The sequence below is a fragment of the Herbiconiux sp. 320_LB genome, from assembly GCF_059691755.1.
Genome location: NZ_JCAWAD010000004.1, coordinates 52,944 through 73,147, shown reverse-complemented (window position 1 = coordinate 73,147; position 20,204 = coordinate 52,944). Strand labels below are relative to the sequence as shown.

Annotated in this window: 16 protein-coding genes and 1 tRNA gene; 6 read left to right on the top strand and 11 right to left on the bottom strand. The window is 71.7% G+C overall.

Features of this window, described 5'->3' with window-relative positions:
* Positions 1–7: 7 nt before the first annotated feature.
* Positions 8–3,676 (bottom strand): AAA family ATPase, encoded by a 3,669-nt coding sequence (locus AC59HU_RS11670; RefSeq protein ID WP_497223927.1) that lies wholly within the window; start codon positions 3,674–3,676, stop codon positions 8–10.
* Positions 3,677–3,958: 282 nt separating this feature from the next.
* Here AC59HU_RS11670 and AC59HU_RS11665 point away from each other — a divergent pair, with 282 nt between their 5' ends.
* Positions 3,959–5,086, top strand: a complete 1,128-nt coding sequence (locus AC59HU_RS11665) for an LLM class flavin-dependent oxidoreductase (protein ID WP_497223575.1) — start codon at positions 3,959–3,961, stop codon at positions 5,084–5,086.
* Positions 5,087–5,135: 49 nt separating this feature from the next.
* Here AC59HU_RS11665 and AC59HU_RS11660 read toward each other — a convergent pair whose 3' ends face one another.
* Together AC59HU_RS11660 and AC59HU_RS11655 are read right to left on the bottom strand one after the other, a co-directional pair.
* Complete coding sequence (locus AC59HU_RS11660) at positions 5,136–5,858, bottom strand: VIT1/CCC1 transporter family protein (protein ID WP_497223573.1); 723 nt, start codon at positions 5,856–5,858, stop codon at positions 5,136–5,138.
* A 105-nt stretch (positions 5,859–5,963) separates the two neighbouring features.
* Positions 5,964–7,757 carry a cell wall-binding repeat-containing protein gene (locus AC59HU_RS11655; protein WP_497223571.1) on the bottom strand — a complete coding sequence of 598 codons (1,794 nt, stop codon included), beginning with the start codon at positions 7,755–7,757 and terminating at the stop codon, positions 5,964–5,966.
* Positions 7,758–7,842: 85 nt separating this feature from the next.
* Between AC59HU_RS11655 and AC59HU_RS11650 the strand changes: the two genes are divergently transcribed.
* On the top strand, positions 7,843–8,469 hold the full coding sequence (locus AC59HU_RS11650) for a 4'-phosphopantetheinyl transferase family protein (RefSeq protein ID WP_497223569.1): 627 nt from the start codon (positions 7,843–7,845) through the stop codon (positions 8,467–8,469).
* Here the strand turns inward: AC59HU_RS11650 and AC59HU_RS11645 are convergent.
* Positions 8,442–9,785: a M1 family metallopeptidase gene (locus tag AC59HU_RS11645; protein WP_497223567.1), complete on the bottom strand. Its 1,344-nt coding sequence runs from the start codon at positions 9,783–9,785 to the stop codon at positions 8,442–8,444. The genes AC59HU_RS11650 and AC59HU_RS11645 overlap by 28 nt on opposite strands.
* A gap of 46 nt (positions 9,786–9,831) precedes the next feature.
* The gene (locus AC59HU_RS11640; protein WP_497223926.1) at positions 9,832–14,001 is read right to left on the bottom strand and encodes a Pls/PosA family non-ribosomal peptide synthetase; all 4,170 of its coding nucleotides are present in this window, start codon (positions 13,999–14,001) and stop codon (positions 9,832–9,834) included.
* A 155-nt stretch (positions 14,002–14,156) separates the two neighbouring features.
* On the opposite strand from AC59HU_RS11640, the gene AC59HU_RS11635 reads away from it, so the two are divergent.
* Positions 14,157–14,831, top strand: coding sequence for a TetR/AcrR family transcriptional regulator (locus AC59HU_RS11635; RefSeq protein WP_497223566.1), 675 nt, complete (start codon positions 14,157–14,159; stop codon positions 14,829–14,831).
* A 25-nt stretch (positions 14,832–14,856) separates the two neighbouring features.
* Entirely contained in the window at positions 14,857–15,279 is a 423-nt protein-coding gene (locus AC59HU_RS11630) for a nitroreductase/quinone reductase family protein (RefSeq protein ID WP_497223564.1), read from the top strand.
* Between the two features lie 141 nt (positions 15,280–15,420).
* Here AC59HU_RS11630 and AC59HU_RS11625 read toward each other — a convergent pair whose 3' ends face one another.
* From AC59HU_RS11625 to AC59HU_RS11615, 3 genes are all read right to left on the bottom strand, one after another.
* Positions 15,421–15,705 (bottom strand): GNAT family N-acetyltransferase, encoded by a 285-nt coding sequence (locus AC59HU_RS11625; RefSeq protein ID WP_497223563.1) that lies wholly within the window; start codon positions 15,703–15,705, stop codon positions 15,421–15,423.
* Between the two features lie 86 nt (positions 15,706–15,791).
* On the bottom strand, positions 15,792–16,733 hold the full coding sequence (locus AC59HU_RS11620; RefSeq protein WP_497223562.1) for a linear amide C-N hydrolase: 942 nt from the start codon (positions 16,731–16,733) through the stop codon (positions 15,792–15,794).
* Between the two features lie 69 nt (positions 16,734–16,802).
* Positions 16,803–17,069: a hypothetical protein gene (locus tag AC59HU_RS11615; protein WP_497223561.1), complete on the bottom strand. Its 267-nt coding sequence runs from the start codon at positions 17,067–17,069 to the stop codon at positions 16,803–16,805.
* A 22-nt stretch (positions 17,070–17,091) separates the two neighbouring features.
* Here AC59HU_RS11615 and AC59HU_RS11610 point away from each other — a divergent pair, with 22 nt between their 5' ends.
* Together AC59HU_RS11610 and AC59HU_RS11605 are read left to right on the top strand one after the other, a co-directional pair.
* The gene (locus tag AC59HU_RS11610; protein ID WP_497223560.1) at positions 17,092–17,571 is read left to right on the top strand and encodes a MarR family winged helix-turn-helix transcriptional regulator; all 480 of its coding nucleotides are present in this window, start codon (positions 17,092–17,094) and stop codon (positions 17,569–17,571) included.
* Between the two features lie 8 nt (positions 17,572–17,579).
* Positions 17,580–18,314 carry a GNAT family N-acetyltransferase gene (locus tag AC59HU_RS11605; protein WP_497223559.1) on the top strand — a complete coding sequence of 245 codons (735 nt, stop codon included), beginning with the start codon at positions 17,580–17,582 and terminating at the stop codon, positions 18,312–18,314.
* Positions 18,315–18,462: 148 nt separating this feature from the next.
* Here AC59HU_RS11605 and AC59HU_RS11600 read toward each other — a convergent pair whose 3' ends face one another.
* The 3 genes from AC59HU_RS11600 to AC59HU_RS11590 all read right to left on the bottom strand — a co-directional run bounded on the left by AC59HU_RS11600 (position 18,463) and on the right by AC59HU_RS11590 (position 20,198).
* Positions 18,463–19,503 (bottom strand): PDDEXK nuclease domain-containing protein, encoded by a 1,041-nt coding sequence (locus tag AC59HU_RS11600; protein ID WP_497223558.1) that lies wholly within the window; start codon positions 19,501–19,503, stop codon positions 18,463–18,465.
* A 53-nt stretch (positions 19,504–19,556) separates the two neighbouring features.
* Positions 19,557–19,628: transfer RNA gene (locus tag AC59HU_RS11595), tRNA-Arg, on the bottom strand.
* Positions 19,629–19,700: 72 nt separating this feature from the next.
* Positions 19,701–20,198: an HNH endonuclease gene (locus AC59HU_RS11590; protein ID WP_497223557.1), complete on the bottom strand. Its 498-nt coding sequence runs from the start codon at positions 20,196–20,198 to the stop codon at positions 19,701–19,703.
* Between the last annotated feature and the right edge of the window lie 6 nt (positions 20,199–20,204).

Here is a 20,204-nt window from a genome sequence, read left to right as displayed (position 1 = left end):
GCGGCAGTCAGATCGAGATCGGCGCGGTCTCTACGAGCGAGAGCTCCCGCACCCCGATCACGTCCGCGATCCGCGACGCCACCGCCTCCGGGTTCGTGAACAGCTCGAAGCTGTGCACCCGGAGGTAGTGCCAGCCGAGCCGGCGCAGCATGTCGGGCCGGAGGCGCAGGGACTCGCGGAGCGAGGTCGAGTGCACCACCGCATCCGTCTCGATCGCGATCGCGCGACCCGCGTGCGAGGCCACCAGGGTGAGCTTGCCGCGGTGCTCGAAGGCCACCTCGAGGCCGCGCGCGCCGAGGCGCCGCGCGAGGTCGATCAGCAGCGCGTCGCCGGGGCTCGAGAAGGTGTCGGGCGTGGGCCCGGTCTCGGCCTCCTGCAGGATCTGGCGGAGGGCGACGACACCGAAGTTCATCCTGTCCTCGTCGATGTCCGAGGGCATGAAGCAGCTGACGATGTCCATGGATCGACGGGCCCTCGTCATACCGACCGCGAGCAACCGCTCGCCACCGGGACGAGCGAGCCCGCCGAAGTTGGTGAGCACCCGGCCGTGCGCGGTCTTGCCGTAGCCGACCGAGAAGATGACCCGGTCGCGGCTCTGCGCCACCGACTGCTCGAGCGTCGCAACCATGAACGGCTCGGCGCGCTCCTTCAGGATGAAGTCGGCCAGGTCGCTGCGCTTCGCGAACGCCGCGAGAACCGCCTGCTGCACCCGCACCGCGTGCCGGGGCGATGCGGTGATGACCATGAGCGACTCGCGCGGGTAGTTGATGGCGTGGTCGAGCACGAGGTCGACGACGCGGTCGACCTCGGCGTCGACGCTCTCGACGGCTCCGGTCTCGGGGTCGGGCATGCCGCCTCGACCCTCGACGTAGTGCAGCGCGAGGCTGCCGTGGCCGAGGAAGGTGCCGGCCCAGGGAAGCGAGTCGATCTTGCCGCCGTAGAAGCGGTGGTTGACGAGCTCGGCGAGGTCTTCGCCGCCGGCCCGGTAGCTGCGGGTGAGCGACATGGTCGGAACCAGGTCGGCCAGGCGCGCGAGCGCCGACTCTCCGTGCAGCTCCTCGACCTCGGCCGCGTCGGCGACCGAGCGGGTGCGCTGTTCTTCGATGGGGCGCACGGCGATCTCGAAGCGGGAGGGCGTCTGGGTCACCGGGTCGCCGAAGGCGACGACCTGGCGGCCACGGCGGATCGCACCCACGTTCTCCGACAGCGTGGTCGCGCCGGCGTCGACGAGGATGACCGTGTCGAAGGTGATCGCATCCGTGATCTGCGGCACCTCGTAGGGCGAGGCGAGCCAGACCGGAGCCAGGGCCTTGCCGAGGTGCGGTGCGGCCTCGTGCAGGGTCGCGGAGGTGACCTTGTCGGTGCGCAGCAGGTCCTTGAGCGCCGTGGCCTCCATCGGGTGGTCGAGGATGCCGACGCTCCAGGTCTCGGCCAGCTGCCACGCGAGCAGCTGCCCGTTCATCGAGGCGTGAGCTTCGTCGACGAGCCGGAAGTCGCCCTCGAGCCGGTCGAGCACCCCGGTGTTCGCCCCGAGGAGCGCGCGGTCGTTGGCGAGCATCAGCTCGAGCACCGACTGCCACCAGGCGAGCTCGAGCTCGTCCGGCACCGCCGACTCGGGCACGTGGCGGTTCGACAGGTCGATCAGCAGCGGATCGAGCGAGTGCTCGTGCAGCGAGTCGAGCAGCGAGGTGCGCTCCTGCAGGTTCGCGAGGACCTCGGAGTCGGCGGCGAGCCCCTCGATCATGCCGATCAGCTGATCGATCGGCAGTGCGGAGAGCTGGCGCGCGGTGCCGCCCGTGCCCAGCGGCAGGTCGAGTTGCGCGAGGTCTTCGGTGACGCGCTGGTAGGCGACCTGCACGTCGTTGATGCCGACGGGGATCTCCGGCGGGATGCCGGCGGCCGCGTAGCGGTACCAGAGCGTGCGCTGCTGCTGGATGCGGCGGAGCGACTCGTTGATGTCGCCGATGTGCACGCCGGGCCGCACGTACTCCTTCGCCAGGGCCTTGAGTCGACGGCGCGAGGTCGACGACATCTGCGGGGCGTCGCGGCGCGGGGCGGTGGCGGCGATCAGGTCGGTGAGCGAGCGGTCGAAGACCACGGGCAGGAACTTGTCGAGCGTCTCGCGCAGGTCGGCGAGCAGCCGCAGGTAGGTGCCGAGCTCGGCGAGCGAGGTGAAGGGCCGCATCCGGGTCTGGCCGATGAGGTCGTAGGCGCCGGTGAGCAGTCGCGGCAGCTCGTTCGAGTCGAGCCGCTTCGCGAGCTGGTGGGCGCGGTGGGCGTCGTCGCTCGAGGAGAACTGGGCGCCGTACCAGGGCGAGTCGTCGGGCCCGTAGCGGAACTGGCCGAGCTCGGCGGCGCGGCTCAGGGTCTTCGCGGCCTTGGCGCGGCCGGAGGCGAGCGACTCCAGGGCCGCCCGGTCGAGGCGCGCCGTGGTCGACGGCGGGTTCGGCAGCAGCGCCAGGCGGGCGAGCTCGCGCAGGGCGTCGAGCACCGAGACCTTGAGGGTCGGGTCGACGCGCGACATCGAGCCGCGGTAGTCGAGCAGCACGCTGCGCAGCCGCACGAGCGCCTCGTCGACGTCGGCGACCCGCGGCTGCTGGGCCTTCTCGTTGCGGCCGATCGACTGGATGAGGTCGCGACGCAGGGTGCGCGGGGAGACGGCCACGCCGGGCAGCCCCACATCCGACAACCGCCGGCTGATGCCGCCGAGGCTGAGGCGGCGCGGGCTCACCACGAGCACGCGCTTGTTCTGCGACACGAGGGCGCCGATGGCGTTGACGATGGTCTGGGTGCCGCCGGTGCCGGGGAGGGTCTTGACGACGAGGGAGTTGCCGCCTGAGATCTGGGCGACCACGTTCTCCTGCTCGCCGTCGGCGTCGAGCAGCAGGGTGTCGGTGCTCGGGGCCCGGTGGTCCTGCGGCGAGGCCTCGACGGGGTGGTAGCCGCTCTGCACCGCTCGGCGCGAGGTGACGTTGCCGGCGAGGGCGTCGAGCACCGGATGCGCGAGATCGCGGCTGTCGGCCACCATGGCGCTGGCGACATCCGCGAACGACGACACGACCAGGCGCGGCTGCACCGCGAACCAGGGCAGGTGCGAGGTGAGGCTGCGGAGGCGGTCGATGACCGGCTGGGGCTTGAAGACGCCGTTGGACGCGGCGAGCGCGACGAGGCTCTCGCCGTCGATCGCGATCTGGAACTGCGCCTGCAGCACCTCGGCGAGCACCGGGTTCACGAACGGGGCTCCCCGCAGCTTCAGCTCGAAGTCGCGGCCGTAGCGGCGCACCGAGATGGGCCGGAGCAGCACGGGGGCGCGGTACTGCACGGCACGGCCGCCCTGGCCGTCCTCCCCCCGCCACTCGGCGAGGCCGATGGCGAGGTGCACGGAGTCGACGCCGCGGACGGAGCGGAGCTCGACGCCCTTGTCGGTGATGGCGCCGGCGGCGATGCGGGCGTTGCGGAGCGCGAGCTCGTCGCGGATCAGGCTCGAGAGCAGGGTGGCGTTGCCGGTGATGAACTGGGCGAGACCACCCGGATGCGTGGTGCTGAGTTCGATGCGGGAGCGCGGCGAATCGTCGAAGACGAGCAGCGGGGACTCCCCACCGAGGGCGGACAGCTCACTGCGCCAGCGCTCGCGCGCGGGCTCGACGAGGCTCTCCGTCGTCAGGACCTGGCCCATGGGCGCGCCTCCGGCCGCGAGACCGTTGCGCCCCCACGCCGACTCCGCGGAGTCGGCTGCGGACATCGATTCGTCCACTTCTCGTTTCTTATCGGCACGCCACACACCGCTACCGTACGTGCGGAGGTGCGGAATGCCGGGAAATCGGGGCGAGTTTCGCGAAGTCGCCGGGTTTCGGCGGGGGTGGGCGGCGCAGGTGGCGGCGCATCCCGTCGACGTGGATGCCGTGACGGACTCGGCGGGCGGAATAATCCGGGGCTCCCGACGGCTGTCTTCTGTGACATGACGCAGCTCTCCGTACTCGATCTCATCCCGGTCCGTACCGGGCAGTCCTCCGGCGAGGCGATCGCCGCGAGCCTCGGTCTGGTGCAGGCCGCCGAACGCCTCGGCTTCACCCGCTACTGGGTCGCCGAGCACCACAACATGCCGGCCGTCGCCTCCACGTCGCCGTCGACGCTGATCGCGCACTTCGCCGGGCATACCGGGCGCATCCGTCTCGGTTCGGGCGGCGTGATGCTGCCGAACCACGCACCGCTCACGGTGGCCGAGCAGTTCGCGCTGCTGGAGGCCATGCATCCGGGGCGCATCGATCTGGGTCTGGGCCGCGCGCCCGGGTCGGATCCCGTCACCTCGTACATGCTGCGCGGGCCGCGCACCACGACCGACGTCGACCCCGCCGCCTCCTTCCCCACCGACGTCGAGACCGTCGCCGCCCTGCTCGGTTCGGACCGCGCCGCCTCGGCCGTGCCGTTCGGGCCCGACGACCAGCCGGGCGTGGGGCTCGACATCCGCGGCCGGTCGTACGACCTGAAGGCGACGCCGAACGTGACCAGCGCCCCGGCGCTCTGGCTGCTCGGCTCGAGCGACTTCAGCGCGACGCTGGCCGCGAAGCTCGGCATCGCGTTCGTGTTCGCCAACCACTTCGGCCAGCCCGGCATCGAGCAGGCGCTCGAGATCTACCGCTCGCGGTTCGAGCCCTCCGAGGCCCTCGCGGCGCCGCAGACCTTCCTGACCGCCAACGTCTCGGTCGCCGAGACGAGCGAGGAGGCCCAGCGCGTGGCCCTGCCGCAGCTGATCACGATGGCGCGCCTGCGCACCGGCGGCGCCCTGGTGCCGCAGCTGACCGTCGAGCAGGCCGAGGTCGCCGAGCTCAGCCCGGCCGAGCAGGACGCGGTGCTGCAGCAGTCGCGCCACTGGTACATCGGCGACCCCGAGTCGGTGGAGCAGCGACTGCGCGCGTTCGCCGCGCAGCACGGGGCCGACGAGGTGATGGTGTCGCCGATCGGCGGAGCCCTGGCGTCGGATCCGCTCGACGCGTCGCCGGCGCGGGTGCGGTCGCTCGAGCTGCTCGCCGAGCGGTTCCCGGAGCTCGCGGGGTCCCCTGCGGGCGCCGAGCCGGTCGCGGTCTGAGCGCCCCGCTCCCCCCGAGCCGGGCGCCGGCCGTCGAGCCGGTCGCGGCCTAGACCACGCCGCTCGTGCCGAGCAGCGTGCCGATCGCGAAGGTCGCGGCGAGCGCGAGCGCTCCCCCGACGACCACGCGCAGAGTGGCCCGCCAGATGCCCGCGCCACCGATCCAGGCGCTGAGCGCCCCGGTGAGCATGAGCGCGACGAGCACGACCACGAACGTCACCGGTACCCGAACCGGTTCGGGCAGGAGCACGATCGACAGGAACGGCAGCAGCGCGCCCACCGTGAAGGCGAGCGCCGAAGCGCCGGCCGCCTGCCACGGGCTCGCGAGGTCGTCGGCGTCGATGTTGAGCTCGGCGGCGAGGTGCGCGCCCAGGGCGTCGTGCGCGGTGAGTTCGCGGGCCACGGCCGCCGCGGTCTCCTCGCTGAGGCCACGCCGGCGGTAGATCTCGGTCAGCTCGGCGAGCTCCTCCTCCGGCATCTCGCGCAGCTCCCGTGCCTCCTTGGCGATCAGCGAGCGCTGGCTGTCGGCCTGGCTGCTCACCGAGACGTATTCGCCGAGCGCCATCGAGATCGCGCCACCGACGAGTCCTGCGACGCCGGCGGTGACGATCGGCCCGAGCTCGCTCGTGGCCCCCGCCACACCGACGACGATCGCGGCGACCGAGACGATGCCGTCGTTGGCGCCGAGCACCCCGGCCCGCAGCCAGTTGAGACGCCCGGCCGAGGCGTCGGAGTGCTCCTCACCGGTGTGCGGCGCAGGGAGTTCGCTCATGCCCTCAGACAATCACACCGGGCGGCCCTCCGCGAGGGTCGCCCGGTGCGATTCATGCCATGTGAGCTGGGCCGGGCTGCGCCGGGCTGCCCGCTCCTGTTCCGGTCAGCAGCCCTGCAGCGTGAACACCCCCGTGCCGAGGCTGTTCGGGCCACCGAGCAGCGTCACCTGGTGGATGCCGGCGGGCCGGAACCCGGTGCGCACCGCGGCGGGCACGCAGGTCGGCTGCACCACGTACAGCGGCGCCTTGACGGCACCGGCCCACGCGGATCCGGCCAGCGCATCCGGGAAGTTCACGCCGGTGGCCAGGAACGCCCGGCTCGCCTTCGTGAACACGGCCGCGTTGATCTTCTGCGAGGTGTCGTAGCGATCGGAGCCCGAGATGCGGTTCGTGTTCTGCGTCACCTGCTGCTGTGCCGAGGTGAGAACGCCCGCGCTGACCGAGTTGGGGCCGCCGACCACCGTGATCGACGTGACGCCGAGGCCATTGAGCGCCTGCACCGAACCGCTGTCGAGGCTCGAGGCGCTTCCGTCGACCAGCAGCACGGGCTGACCCTTCGATCCGGCCGCGGCTCCGGCGCTCAACGCGTCGGGGAAGTTGCCGCCCGTGGCGATGAACGCCCCACCGGCTCCCCCTTTGAAGGCGTCCTGCACGAGCAGTCGCGAGGTGTCGTACCGGCTGGCGCCGGCGATGCGGTCGACCGTGACACCGGGTACCAGGGTGCCGAGCTGGGTCTTCACGGCATCCGAGACCGAGTTCACCCCGCCGACGACCACGATGCGCGCGGGCTCGAGCGAGGCGATCTCGTCGGAGACCGACTGCGGCAGCGCGGCCGGGTCGGTGAGCAGCAGCGGTCCGCCGAGCTTCACCGCCGCGGGCCCGGCCGACAGGGCGTCGGGGTAGTTCTGGCCGTTGGCCACGAACACCACGGGAGCGGTGTCCGGGAAGGCGCGCTTGGCGATCTCCACGGCACCGGAGTACCGGTCGGCCCCGCTGACCCGGTCGACGTCGATCTGCGGGTACCCGAACCAGTCGGTGTAGATCACCCAGAAGTTGATGTTGCCGAAGCTCGCGCACGGGTCGGTGTCGTCGCCGTTCAGGGCGGCGGCGTTCGGCTGGTACGGCGTGTAGTTGTACAGCGACGCGGTGGCCTGGGTCGCCGGCGTGCGCTGCGGCGGGGCGGGGGTGTTGCACGAGTTCGCGGGCGCGTACTTGATGGATGCGGCGACGCCGACCTTGTACTGGTAGTCGCCCGGGTTCAGCTTGTAGTCCTGCAGCTGCCACGCCGAGTAGTAGACCTGCTTGAAGAAGCCGGCGTAGTCGGGGTTGCACGGCCCGGAGTCGGAGCAGTCGAAGCCCATCGCCTGGTCGTACTGCTTCTGGCTCGGGAAGTCGTCGCCCGGCAGCTCGGACTCCTTCTGCATGATCACCAGCAGCGCCTTCTGGTTCACGCCGCAGGCGGCGCCGACGCGGGCGATGATGGCTGCGGCCGACTCCGAGCTGCGGCCGGTGTAGGTAGCGCAGCGCGCATCACCGGCGATGGTCGGGGTGGTCGTGCTGAAGCCGCTCAGGCAGGTGTAGCCCGTGCGGCACACCGGCACCTGCTGCTGCAGGAAGGCCTGCACCGCGGTCGCGTCGAGCGCTGCGCCGTCGTACATGTTGCGGTCGGTGATGATGTAGTCGGGGTCGAAGCTCGTCACGGCGACCCGCTTGGCCAGCGGCGTCAGGTGCTCGTCCGGCGCGATGGTGCGATCCGGAGAAGACGTGCTGGTCGGGGCGGGCGGGGGCGCCTCGTCGGCCGAGGCCGTGCCGGCACCGGCCGCCAGGAGCCCGGTGGTCAGGGCGAGGCTCGCGAGCCCGGCCAGGAGGGGTTTGCGCCACTTCGCACGAGTTACCATTCCGTGATGCTAAGCGATATCTACAGCTGTCGCCAAGGGCGCGCGGGTGAACTCTGCGTGCATTGTCAGCGGCTACGCTCGCACCGTGGACAGCACCGCCGACCCCGGAGTACTCTTCCGGCTGCAGCTCGACGAGGGCGATCGCGCGGCCGATCACGTGGCTCTCGCCGCGCTCGCGGGGGCCGCTGGCATCGGGCACCGCTGCCCAGTCTGCGGGGCCGACGACCACGGGTCGCCCATCGCGTTCCTCGCCGACGGCTCTCCCGCTCCCGAGTACGTCTCGCTCGCGCGAGCGGGCGGCCGGGTCGCCCTCGCGACCTCGTCGGCGGGTCGGGTCGGCGTCGACATCGAGGAGATCGCGCGCGTGGCCGCATCCGCTCTCGACGACGTCGCCTTCGACGGCCCCGAGCGGGCGATGCTCGACGCCCTGAACCTTGACGAGGGGCGACGGATGCGCGCCCTGCTCTGGTCGGCGAAGGAGGCGGTGCTCAAGGCGGCCGGCACGGGCCTGCGCACCGACCCGCGATCGCTCGGCCTGGAGCCGGGCGACGAGGGCCAGCTCGCGCTAACGAGGAGCGCCGCGCCCGGCATCCGCCCCGAGACCGTCGAGCTCCACGAGATCGACGTCCCCGCCGGCCTGGTCGGGGTCATCGCGATCCTGCGAACACCCCCGGCATCACCGCATCAGAGCTTCGGCAGCGCCTTCGAGTAGATCCACCGCTCGATCAGCGGCCCCACGACGTCGCTGCCCGAGGAGGCCTCCATGATCTCCACGAAGTCCTCCGTCGCGACCACTCCGTACCGGCACTCGGCCACATACGCCCGCAGCGCGGGCCAGAACGCCGCGTCACCCAGCGCCCGGCGCACCGCGTGCAGGGCGAGCGCCCCCCGCTTGTAGACGCGGTCGTCGAACATCCCCTGCGCGCCGGGGTCGCCGATCACGATGTCCTTCGGCTCGGCGTCGAGCCGGGCCCGGTGGGCCGCGGCGTTCGCTTCGGCCGAGCGCCCGCCCGAGGCCTCGGCCCAGAGCCACTCCGCATAGCAGGCGAAACCCTCGTGCAGCCAGATGTCGCGCCAGCGCGCCACGGTGAGGCAGTTGCCGAACCACTGGTGCGCGAGCTCGTGCGCGATCAGGCGGTCGCTGCCGTGCGCGCCGTCGACGTGATTGCGCCCGAAGATCGCCAGCCCCTGCGCCTCGAGCGGGATCTCGAGCTCGTCGTGCGTCACGACGACCGCGTACGACTCGAACGGGTACGGCCCGAACAGCCCGCTGAACACGGCGACCATCTCGGGCACCCGCGCGAAGTCGACGGCCACCTGGGTCTCGAGCGACGGCGGGTAGTGGAGGGCCTGCGGCACCGGCGACGCCGGGGCCGGGGCCGGCGTCACGGCGCGCGACCGATAGCGCCCGATCTGCACGGTCGCCAAGTAGGTGGCCATCGGCTGCCGCATCTCGAAGGTCGAAGTGGTGCGGCCCGAGCGGCTGGTGCGCGAGACGAGCTCGCCGTTCGAGACGGCGGTGTATCCCGCCTCGCAGGCGACGACGATCCGGTAGGTCGCCTTGTCACCGGGGTGGTCGTTGCACGGGAACCACGACGAGGCGCCGCAGGGCTGACCGGCGACGATGACGCCGTCGGCGAGCTCCTCCCAGCCGACCTCGCCCCAGGCGCTCCGGATCGGATGCGGGGCTCCGCGGTAGCGCACGTGCACCGTGAACTCCGCGTCCTCCTCGATGGGGTTCTCGGGCGTGATCACCAGCTTGCGGGTGGTCTCGGCCAGCTTCTTCGGCCGCATGCCGTCGACGGTCACCTTCACGACGCTCAGGCCCGCGAAGTCGAGGCTGAAGCGGGCCAGCGGCTGGGTCGCGCGGGCCCGGATGACGGCCTCCGCGGTCAGGCGGTTCGTCGAGACCCGGTAGTCGAGATCGAGCTCGTAGTGCACGACGGTGTAGCCGCCGTTGCCGCTGGTGGGGAGGTAGTCGTCACCAGCGGTCGCGGAACCGATCTCGGAAGCGGGGATGGCGGCCATGAATGGGCTCAAGTCTGCCACGACCCCTCGGAGAGCGGCACGCGGGTCACGAGCGCCCGGCGATCGTCCACGGGGCGATCGGGTTGCCCGCCCAGAGCGTTCCCCCGGGCACCCGCTCCCCGCGCATCACGAGCGAGGCCGGTCCGACGCTCGCGTGCGCGTCGAGCGAGGCGGCGGGCAGGATGACGCTGTGCGGGCCGAGCGTCGATCCCGCGGCGAGCGAGACCCGGTCCAGCTGCATGATCCGGTCGTGGAACAGGTGCGTCTGCACCACGCAGCCGCGGTTCACGGTCGCCCCGTCGCCGAGGGTCACCAGGTCGGCCTCGGGCAGCCAGTACGACTCGCACCAGACGCCCCGGCCGATCCGGGCTCCGAGCGTGCGCAGCCACACGGCGAGCGCCGGGGTCCCGGAGGCGTTGGCGGCGAACCAGGGCCGCGCGACGGTCTCGACGAAGGTGTCGGCGAGCTCGTTGCGCCAGACGAACGACGACCAGAGCGGATGCTCGGTGGCGTCGATCCGCCCCACCAGCGCCCATTTCGCCGCGGTCGTGATCAGCGCGGCGACCGCTCCGGCGGCCAGCATGACCACCCCGGACAGCAGTACGGCGACCCCGAGCCCCACCTCGGTCCAGAGCCACTCGAGCGAGGCGAGCACCGCGAGCGCGATCCAGGCCGTCACGACGATCGGCACGACGCGGAGGATCTCCCAGATCGCCCGGGCCGCCTTGAGCGACGCCGGCGGGCGGAAGGTGCGCGCCTCGTCGAAGTCGCTGGCGGTTCGGCGCAGACGCACCGGCGGGTTGCCGAGCCACGACGAACCCCGCTTGGCTCCGCGCGGGGCGGAGGAGAGCACGGCGACCAGGCCGTTGCGGGGCACCGTGCGGCCGGGCCCGGCCATGCCGCTGTTGCCGAGGAACGCGCGCCGGCCGACCTTGGCCGGCGCGATGCGCAGCCAGCCGCCGCCGAGCTCGTACGAGCCCACCATGGTGTCGTCGGCGAGGAAGGCCCCCGGGGCGATGGTGGTCAGGGCGGGCAGGAGCAGCACGGTCGAGGCCTCGACGTTGCGGCCCACCTTGGCCCCGAGCATCCGGAGCCACCACGGCGTCGCGAGGCTCGAGTAGAGCGGGAAGAGCAGGGTGCGGGCGCTGTCGAGGATGCGTTCGGTCGACCACACCTGCCAGCCCACGCGGCTGCGCACGGGGTAGTAGCCCTCGCGCAGGCCGAGTCCGAGCAGCCGGACCGACCCCAGCACGAGCAGGGCGTAGACCGCGCCCGCGACCACGACGGCGACGGGCACCCAGGCGGCGGCGCGCCAGGCAGCCTCGGCGAGCGACCCGGACCCGGTGATCCCCGCCCCGACGACGAGGGCGCCGAGCACGACGGCGACGGCGGGCATCGCGGCCATCCCGAGCGAGCCGAGCGCGTAGGCGGCGAGCCAGCGCCGGGCGGGCAGCGGCCGGGAGGCGGGCCAGGGGCGCCGGGCGGAGCCGACCCGGGCGGCGGGCGAACCGGCCCAGCGCTCGCCGGCCGGCACGCGCCCGGAGACGGCGGAACCCGGCTCGACCTCCGAGCCGCGGCCGAGGTGCGCGCCGCCGAGGAGCGTGCTGCGGGAGCCGACGGTCGCGTCGGCGCCGATGCGCACCTGACCGACGCGGAAGGTGTCGCCGTCGAGCCAGTAGCCGGCGAGGTCGACCTCGGGCTCGATGGCCGCGCCGGAGCCGATGCTGAGCATCCCGGTCACCGGCGGCAGGGAGTGCAGGTCGACGCCCTGGCCGATCGTGGCGCCGAGGGCGCGGGCGTAGTAGCTGATCCAGGGTGCGCCGGCGAGGCTGACCGAGCCCGCGAGCTGCGCGACCTGCTCGGCGAGCCACACGCGCAGGTGCACCGAGCCGCCGCGCGGGTACTCCCCCGGCCGCAGCCCGGCGAGCAGCAGGCGGGAGAGCACGACCGAGATGGCCATCTTGCCGGGCGGGGTGACGAAGAGCACGAAGCCCACCGCGATCCACCACCACGACAGCGTGGGGAGCACGGTGACCGCACCCGTCGCATCCAGCAGGTTGTTGGCGGTGGCGAGGTAGACGAACCAGCGCAGGCCGACGAGCACGTGCAGCGGGATGCCGAGCAGCGTCTGCGCCAGGCGGCTCGACGCGGGGGTGAGCGGGATGCCGGCGGCCGAGGCGCCGGGCCGGCCGTCGGCGCCCGAGGCGGCACCCGTGCCCGTGCCGGCGGCCACGCCCGCGGCAGCCGCGGCCGCGGCGGCGGCCTTCGCGTCCGCCTCCGGCGAGCGGGCGTCGAGCTCGTCGGCGAGCGAGCCGATGCGCGGGTGGTCGTAGACGTCGGAGACCCGCGTCTCCGGGTACCGCGCGCGGATCGCCGACACCAGCTGTGCGGCCGCGAGCGAGCCGCCACCGTGGGCGAAGAAGTCGTCGTCGGCGCTCTCGACGGGGAGGCCGAGGATGGCGGTCCAGTGCTCCGCGAGCCAGGCGGTGGTCGGCGAGAGCACCGGGCCGTCGTCGGCCGTGGGGCCGCCGGCGAGGCCGGTTCCGGATGCGCCGCCGGAGGCGGTTCCGGATGCGCCGCCCGCCGCATCCGCACCGCCCCCGGCCGCACCGGTCGCGGCGGTCGCGCGAGCCCCGGGCAGAGGCCAGGGCAGCGCGGCCCGGTCGACCTTGCCCGAGGTGCGGGTGGGCAGCGAGTCGACGACGGCGAGCACCGGGACGAGGGCGGCCGGGAGTTCTTCCCGCAGCCGGGCGTTCGCGGCCTCGCGGTCGAAGGCGACCCCGTCGGCGAGCGCGAGGTAGCCCACGAGCACCTGGTTGCCGGCGGCGCTCGTCTTCACGGCGGAGGCCGCACCGGCCACGCCCGGGAGTCCCTGCAGGGCGGCATCCACCTCGCCGAGCTCGATGCGCCGGCCTCCGAGCTTGACCTGGTCGTCGGCGCGGCCGACGAAGACGAGTCCGGCCTCCTCGAAGCGCACCAGGTCGCCGCTGCGGTAGGCCCGCTCCCAGCCGAGGGTCGGGAACGGGGCGTACTTCTCGGCGTCCTTCGCCGGGTCGAGGTAGCGCGCGAGGCCCACTCCCCCGATGATCAGTTCGCCGGTGCCGCCCTCCGGCACGCGCCGGCCCTCGGCGTCGACGACGGCGAGCCGCCAGCCGTCCAGCGGCAGGCCGATGCGCACAGGTCCCGGCCCGAGCAGGGCCCCGCAGGCCACGACGGTCGCCTCGGTCGGCCCGTAGGTGTTCCAGACCTCGCGACCGCGGGCCACGATCCGGGCGACGAGCTCGGGCGGGCAGGCCTCGCCGCCGAAGATGACCAGGCGCACCGACTCGAGCGACTCCTCGGGCCAGAGCGAGGCCAGGGTCGGCACGGTCGAGACGACGGTGATGCCGTGGGCGATCAGCCACGGACCGAGGTCGGCGCCCGAGCGCACCAGCGATCGCGGAGCCGGCACCAGGCAGGCGCCGTGGCCCCAGGCCAGCCACATCTCCTCGCACGAGGCGTCGAAGGCGACGGAGAGCCCGGCCAGCACGCGGTCGCCCGGGCCGAGCGGTGCCTTCTGCAGGAACATCCGGGCCTCGGCGTCGACGAAGGCGGCGGCGGAGCGGTGGGTCACGGCGACGCCCTTGGGCACGCCGGTCGAACCCGAGGTGAAGATGATCCAGGCGTCGTCGTCGGGGCGGGGCGTGCCGAGAGCGGGGATCGTGCCGGTCGGGGTGCCGAGCGTCGGGGCGCCGTCGTCGGGCAGGCCGCGGGAGGCGAAGCCGCCTTCCCCCGCCTCGTCCGTCGTCGCGGCCGGGCGCGTACCGGGCGACTCGGCGAACCCGCCCCCGGCCCCGATCACACCCACCACCGCGGCCTCGCCGAACACCAGCCGCGCGCGTTCCTCCGGGTCGTCGGCGTCGACCGGCACGTAGGCCGCGCCGACCGCGAGCACGGCGAGGATGGAGACGTAGAGGTCGCGGGTCCCCGACGGGATGCGGATGCCCACCCGGTCGCCGCGGCGCACCCCCTGCGTCGTGAGCGCGGCGGCCTGCGTGTTGATCAGCCGGAGCAGCCGTCGGTAGCTGACGGCGCCGTCCGGGGTGTCGAGGGCCAGCGCATCCGGATTCTCGGTCGCCGACTGGCGGAGGATGTCGATCAGCGTGCGCGGCGGCGGCGTGCAGTCACCGGCGTCGAGCACGGCCTGCGCCCCGAGGTCCGGCCCGCCGGCATCGATCTCGGTCACGTCGGCACCTCTTCCATCCGGTCTCCGGGTCAGGACGACCGGTTCGTCCACGCTATGCGAGAGGTGACGCTATTCAGCGGAGGTGACGCGCAGGTGAACAACGGATGTCCCCCGAGGCAGAACGAATGTTCTGTTAAGCTCGAGCCGTGTCGACCGTTCGAGAGAGCAGCCCGGCGCCCGGTGCGAAGGCGTCCGCGGCGCGCGATCGCCTGCTGCGGGTCGCCTCCGAACTCTTCTACCGCGAGGGCATCCGCGGGGTCGGGATGGACCGGGTGCTCGCCGAGGCCAAGGTCACCCGCGCGACGATGTACCGTCACTTCTCGGGCAAGGAGGCGCTCGTCGCCGCCTGCCTCCGCCGCGAGGACGGGATCGTGCGCTCGGCCTTCGAGGCCGCGCTCGCCGACGTGCCGCCCGACGAGGCCCCGGCGCGCCTGATCGACGCGATCGCCGACGACTTCGAGCACCGCCACACCCGCGGCTGCCCGTTCATCAACGCCGGGCTGGAGTATCCGGATGCGGCGAGCCCGGTGCGCGTGATCGTCGCAGAGCATCGGGGCTGGTTCCGCGGTCTCGTGGTGGAGGTTCTGGCGGGGCGCGCTGCCGCTTCGGCGGGAGGCGGTGCCGAGGCGGCCGGGGTCGCCGGTGATGCCGCCGATGCCGGCGCTTCGGCGACCGCCGGCGAGGCGGCCTCCCCCGTCGAGGCGGCCGCCGACGCCCTCGTCCTGCTCCGCGACGGCGCGCTCGTCGGCGCCCATCTCGACGACGCGGCATCGGTCCGCGAGGCCTTCACGACCACGGCCCGCCGACTGCTCGCGCTCTGACCCAGCCCAGGTCTACGGTGGTGCCGTGAGCGATTTCAACCAGATGGTGATCGACGAATTCAGAGCCAACGGCTGGGTCGAGACCGGCGGTTTCGGCTCGGACATCGTGCTGCTGCACACGACCGGGGCGAAGACGGGTGAGCCGCGGATGAGCCCGGTGATGGCCATCCGCCAGGGCGAGTCGTGGCTCGTCGTGGCGTCGAAGGCCGGGGCGCCGGAGAACCCGGCCTGGTACGCGAACCTGCGCGCGCATCCGGATGCCGTGATCGAGGCCGCCGACGACCAGGGGCGCGTCTCGGAGGTCGCCGTCACCGCGGTGCCGCTCGAGGGCGAGGAGTACGCCAAGGCCTGGGCGGCCGTGGTGGCGCGGGCGCCGGGCTTCGAGGGCTACCGCGAGCGCACCGCCGGCATCCGGATCATCCCGGTGCTGCGGCTCGACCGCCGCTGAGCACTGCCGTTGCGGTCGATACCGTAATCCCGGGTTAAACAGTGGTGGAGAGGGCCGAAGCCCTCCCCACGAGAGAGCATAGCAACACTCCGCGGCCCAGATCCAATCGGGAAAGGGGCTCGGGAGGAACTCCGAGCGGGCTCAGCGCTCGAGCAGTCCCGCGCGCTCGGGGTGCTCGTCGAACCACTTGCCGACGTACCAGCACATCGGCACGATGCGGTGCCCGGTGTTCTGCTCGACGTCGTCGACCGCGAACGAGACGATCTCGCCGGCGTAGCCGTGGCCGCGCTGTTTGGGGTCGGTGAAGGTGTGCGTGAACGAGATGTGGTTCTCGTTCACGACGTAGTCGACCGCGCTCACGAGGGCGCCGTCGACGCGGAGGGCGTAGCGGTGCTGGTCCTCGTCGTGACTGAATTCCCGTGCCATGCGCTCCACCCTACGCTCGGTTCCGGGCGCCTCGGCGGTGACGGCGTGATTCGCGCATCCGCTCGGTGGCGCTCTCGCGCATCCGGTCAGTAGAGGAGTTCGGCCGGTTCCAGCTTCGCCGTCGCGTCGCCGACGAGCGACTCGTCGCGCGGATCCAGTCGCAGCACCTGGTCGCCGTCGACGAGCCCCTCGAGGGGAACCCAGAAGATGCTCGGGCTGCGGGTCGAGCCGAAGTAGTAGATGCCGTTGGTGAGGTCGGCGCCCGCGTGCCACCAGGTGGGGTACACGCCGCCGTCCTGATACGGGGCGCCGTAGGGCACCGAGACGTTCGAGATCAGCTGGAACACCCCGGCGACCGCCTGCTCCTCGTTCTCGGGCTCGGGCAGGTAGTGCAAGAAGTAGGAGGCGCGCACGAAGCGGTCGAGGCTGGTGATGTCGCCGGGGGGCGGCAGCTCGCCGCCGAAGGGGCGGTAGTTCGCGAGGTTCTCGAGCTGGCGGTCGAGCGAGGGCGAGTTGGCCATCACGGTGAACTGCGGGCCGTGGTGCACGACCAGCCGGCCGCCGATGGGTTCGATGATCGCCGAGTCGCCCGAGGGGTCCTCCAGCGCAATGTGCACGCCCATCTCGTTGCCGCGCAGCAGTTCCGAGTGGATGCGCACGTTCTCGAGGTCGGCGACCGCGTCGGCGACGGTCGCGAAGTTGTCGAGCAGGTACTGCACCCAGACCGCGTTCGAGAGCACGGGCCGATCGTCGACCGGCGGGAACTCCACGTCGGCCATGTCGAGGTAGAGCGCGTGCACGCCGAGGCCCTTCTCGTTCAGGCCGTCGACCGTGCCGAGCCCCCACATGCTCACCGCGATGCTGGAGTAGGTCGAGGTCCACTCGACCGATCCCTCCCCCGCGTTGCCGGAGCGCTCGAGGCCCCGGGGCAGGAACCACAGGTCGGGTTCGTCGCTCACCGCCCAGTCCATGCAGCGGCTGACGGTCTTGGCGACGGCGTTGTCGTTCCAGAGGATTCGGGTGCACATGCGGTCAGCGTAGCGCCCGATCAGGGCGCCGCGACGCAGGAGCTCGCCGAGCCGATCGGCCGGGCCGGTTCAGGGGCAGTAGAGCTGAGTCCGCTCGCCCGATCTGTCGATCTCGTGGTCGGCCATCGGCTTTCCGCACAGAGGGCAGCGGGGGTCGGCCGGAGGAACGTAGGGAGCCTCGGCCCGGCCGATGCCCACCTGGGCGGGACCGGCGTAGCCGTAGACGATGCGGTTGAGGTTGTTGATGAAGCCGGGCTTGCCGTCGAACGGGTTCATCGGATTCGGCGTCCGGGGCGCGCGCTTCGACTTCTCGCGTCCGTTTTTCCTGAGTGCCATAACAATTAGTATACTAACGATTATGAGCACGCGCAGCACGACCGTCGATCTCCTCGCCCTCGAGCGTCAGCTCTGCTTCGCACTCGCGGTGGCGTCGCGGTCGGTGATCGGGTACTACAAGCCCATCCTCGAGCCGCTCGGCCTCACGCATCCGCAGTACCTCGTGATGCTGGCGCTGTGGGAGCAGGAGCCCCGCTCCCTCTCGCAGCTCGCCGAGGTGCTGCGGCTGGAGCCGGCGACCCTGTCGCCCCTGGTGAAGCGCCTCGAGGCGGCGGGCTTCGTGACGCGCTCGCGCTCGGCGCACGACGAGCGGTCGCTCGCGGTGCGGCTGACGCCGGCGGGGCGGGAGCTGCGGTCGAAGGCCGAGGCGGTGCCGCCGCAGGTGGTCGAGGCGTTGGGGGTGGATGTGGATGAGCTGGTCGACCTGCAGGCGCGCCTCACCGCGGTCATCGACCGCATCGCGCCGGCGGCTGCGTCGGCGCCTGCGAAGCCCGTAACGTGAACGGCGCTATGACAAAAGACCTCACCGACCTCGCTCGCCTCCATCTCGAAACAGAGTCAGAGCTCGACAACCCCGTGTGGTCTGCCCTGACCGGTCCGCAGGCGTCCCTGGGAACGGTGCGTGGCGGCGCAGCCCTCTTCGCCGCCGACGTCTCTCCTTTCGGGGCCCTCCGCGACCCGTCCCCATCACCCGCCGACTGGTCGACGCTGCGCGACCTGGCGGGCACCGAGGTCATAGCCCTCCCCGGCATCCCGCCCTCGGCGGTCCCCGCCGACTGGCAGATCCTCGAGCACATCCCCTGCCACCAGATGATCACGGCCCCCCTCCCCGCATCCGTTCCGCCTGAGTCACCATCATCCGCAGTGGAGCTCACACCGGCCGACGTCCCGGAGATGCTCGACCTCGTCGCCCGCACCGAGCCCGGGCCCTTCCGCACCCGCACGATCGAGACCGGTCGCTACCTCGGCATCCGCGATGGTGATGCCCTGGTGGCGATGGCCGGCGAGCGCCTCCGCACCCCCACCTGGACCGAGCTCAGCGCCGTCTGCACCGACCCCGCCTACCGAGGCCAGGGCTTGGCGCGCACCCTCATCGAGTCCCTCCTGGCCACCAACGCCCGGGCCGGCCGCCGAATGGTCCTCCACGTCCGCATCGGCAACCCGGCCGAGTCCCTCTACGCCTCCCTCGGCTTCACCACCCGCCGAGCCCTCGACTTCACCATCGTCCAAGCCCCCGGTAAGTGAAACTAACGCCCGCCCTTATCCACACTTACGCGGCTAAGTGAGAGTAAGAGAGGCGAAGGGCACCCGCCCTCACGGCCGTGAACTCCGATTGGGGTGGCCCGAATCGACCGCAGGAGAGTCGCGCCTCTTTCTAGCATTGCCACGCCCGTCACTCGGCGGCATCTCCGAGTTCGCGTTCGATCTGCTCGATGCTCGGCAGCGCGGTCCGCAACTGATCAGGCAGTGCCTCGAGGAGCTGATACTGGGCGATGCCGAGCGGCTGGCTGTTGTCGCGGAGCGCGTACTCGGCGACTGCCTCATTCTTGGTCTTGCACAGAAGCAGGCCGATGGTCGCGCCGTCAGCTTCATGGCGGAGCAGCTCGTCGACAGCAGTCATGTAGAAGCCGAGCTGACCGAGGTGCTCGGGCTTGAACTTCTCCGCCTTCAGTTCGACCACGAAATACCGGCGGAGCTCCAAATGGTAGAAGAGCAGGTCGATGTAGAAATCGTCACCGCCGACTTCCAGATGGACCTGGCGCCCCACGAATGCGAACCCGGCCCCGAGCTCGAGCAGGAAATCGGTGATGTGCCCGATGAGCGACGCCTCGATCTCGCGCTCGTGGGCCTCGTCGCCGAGCCCGAGGAAATCGAGCCGGTAGGGATCCTTCAGCGATTCGCGGGCGAGATCGGACTCAGTCTTCGGAAGCGATCGTTCGAAGTTCGTGGTCGCCTTACCCTGACGCTCGATCCGCTTGCGCTCGATGTGCATGACGAGCACGTTGCGCGACCAGCCGAATTCGACTGCAGCCTCGGCGTACGCCAATCGCAATTCCGCGTCCTTGAGCTTCGTGAGGAGGACGATGTTGTGCCCCCAGGGCAATTGGCCAACAGCCTGTTGGCCAATTGACTCTTCGCTCCAAGCACCCGCGAACGCCCTCATGTACTTCAGGTTGGCCCGGGAGAACCCGCCCAGGTCGGGGAACGTCTGCCGCAGATCGTGCGAAAGCCGATCGATGACCTTGGCGCCCCAGCCCTGTTCAGCTTCCCGCGCCAGGATATCGCGCCCGATCTCCCAGTAGACCCGTAACATCTCGCTGTTGACCGCGAGAGCTGCACGCTGCTGCGCCGCGCGGATCCGCCGCTTGAGGTCAGCGAGCCACTCGCCGTACCCCTCCGGGGGTGAGCTCAGTGCTGGTACCGTTTCCGCCATGGCCAGAGTGTCGCACTGACCTCTGACACCGCCGGCGACTGTCGATCAGACGGTGCCCCTGGAGGGACTCGAACCCCCAACCCTTTCCTTAGGACGGAACTGCTCTTCCATTGAGCTACAGAGGCTGACCCGCCAAGTCTACCGACGCCGAGGCGGTCGCGACGCGACGCCCGAGCGCCCCGACGCGAGCACACGACTCACGCCGCCGCCTCCAAGAACGTCTCCCACTGCGGCTCGGCCCGCTCCGCACCCTTGATGGTCCAGCCCGCCTGGTGCGGCATCCGCGGCGAGAAGCGCAGCGACCAGCCCATCTCGGCCGGCGTGCGGTCGCCCTTCACGTTGTTGCAGCGCAGGCAGCAGGCGACCAGGTTCTCCCAGGTGTCCTTGCCACCGCGCGACCGCGGCTGCACGTGGTCGATGGTGGTGGCGGATGCGCCGCAGTAGCCGCAGCGCTGGTTGTCGCGCCTCAGCACACCACGTCGGGAGACCGGCATCATCCGGTTCAGGGGTACCCGCACATAGCGGGTGAGCAGGATGACCGCGGGCCGCTCGTAGGCGCCCGTGATCCCGAGAACCGGGTGGTCGTCATCGCTCGCGAGGACGCGGGCCTTCTCGTTCAGGACGAGGACGAGAGCCCTCTTGAACGAGACGACACCGAGCGGTTCATATCCTGCATTGAGTACCAGAGTTCGCATGCTCTC

Coding starts and splice junctions, on each gene's coding strand:
- AC59HU_RS11670 (WP_497223927.1), bottom strand. CDS start 3,676: ATGGGCCAGGTCCTGACGACGGAGAGCCTCGTCGAGCCCGCGCGCGAG.
- AC59HU_RS11665 (WP_497223575.1), top strand. CDS start 3,959: ATGACGCAGCTCTCCGTACTCGATCTCATCCCGGTCCGTACCGGGCAG.
- AC59HU_RS11660 (WP_497223573.1), bottom strand. CDS start 5,858: ATGAGCGAACTCCCTGCGCCGCACACCGGTGAGGAGCACTCCGACGCC.
- AC59HU_RS11655 (WP_497223571.1), bottom strand. CDS start 7,757: ATGGTAACTCGTGCGAAGTGGCGCAAACCCCTCCTGGCCGGGCTCGCG.
- AC59HU_RS11645 (WP_497223567.1), bottom strand. CDS start 9,785: ATGGCCGCCATCCCCGCTTCCGAGATCGGTTCCGCGACCGCTGGTGAC.
- AC59HU_RS11625 (WP_497223563.1), bottom strand. CDS start 15,705: ATGGCACGGGAATTCAGTCACGACGAGGACCAGCACCGCTACGCCCTC.
- AC59HU_RS11620 (WP_497223562.1), bottom strand. CDS start 16,733: ATGTGCACCCGAATCCTCTGGAACGACAACGCCGTCGCCAAGACCGTC.
- AC59HU_RS11615 (WP_497223561.1), bottom strand. CDS start 17,069: ATGGCACTCAGGAAAAACGGACGCGAGAAGTCGAAGCGCGCGCCCCGG.
- AC59HU_RS11610 (WP_497223560.1), top strand. CDS start 17,092: ATGAGCACGCGCAGCACGACCGTCGATCTCCTCGCCCTCGAGCGTCAG.
- AC59HU_RS11605 (WP_497223559.1), top strand. CDS start 17,580: ATGACAAAAGACCTCACCGACCTCGCTCGCCTCCATCTCGAAACAGAG.
- AC59HU_RS11600 (WP_497223558.1), bottom strand. CDS start 19,503: ATGGCGGAAACGGTACCAGCACTGAGCTCACCCCCGGAGGGGTACGGC.
- AC59HU_RS11590 (WP_497223557.1), bottom strand. CDS start 20,198: ATGCGAACTCTGGTACTCAATGCAGGATATGAACCGCTCGGTGTCGTC.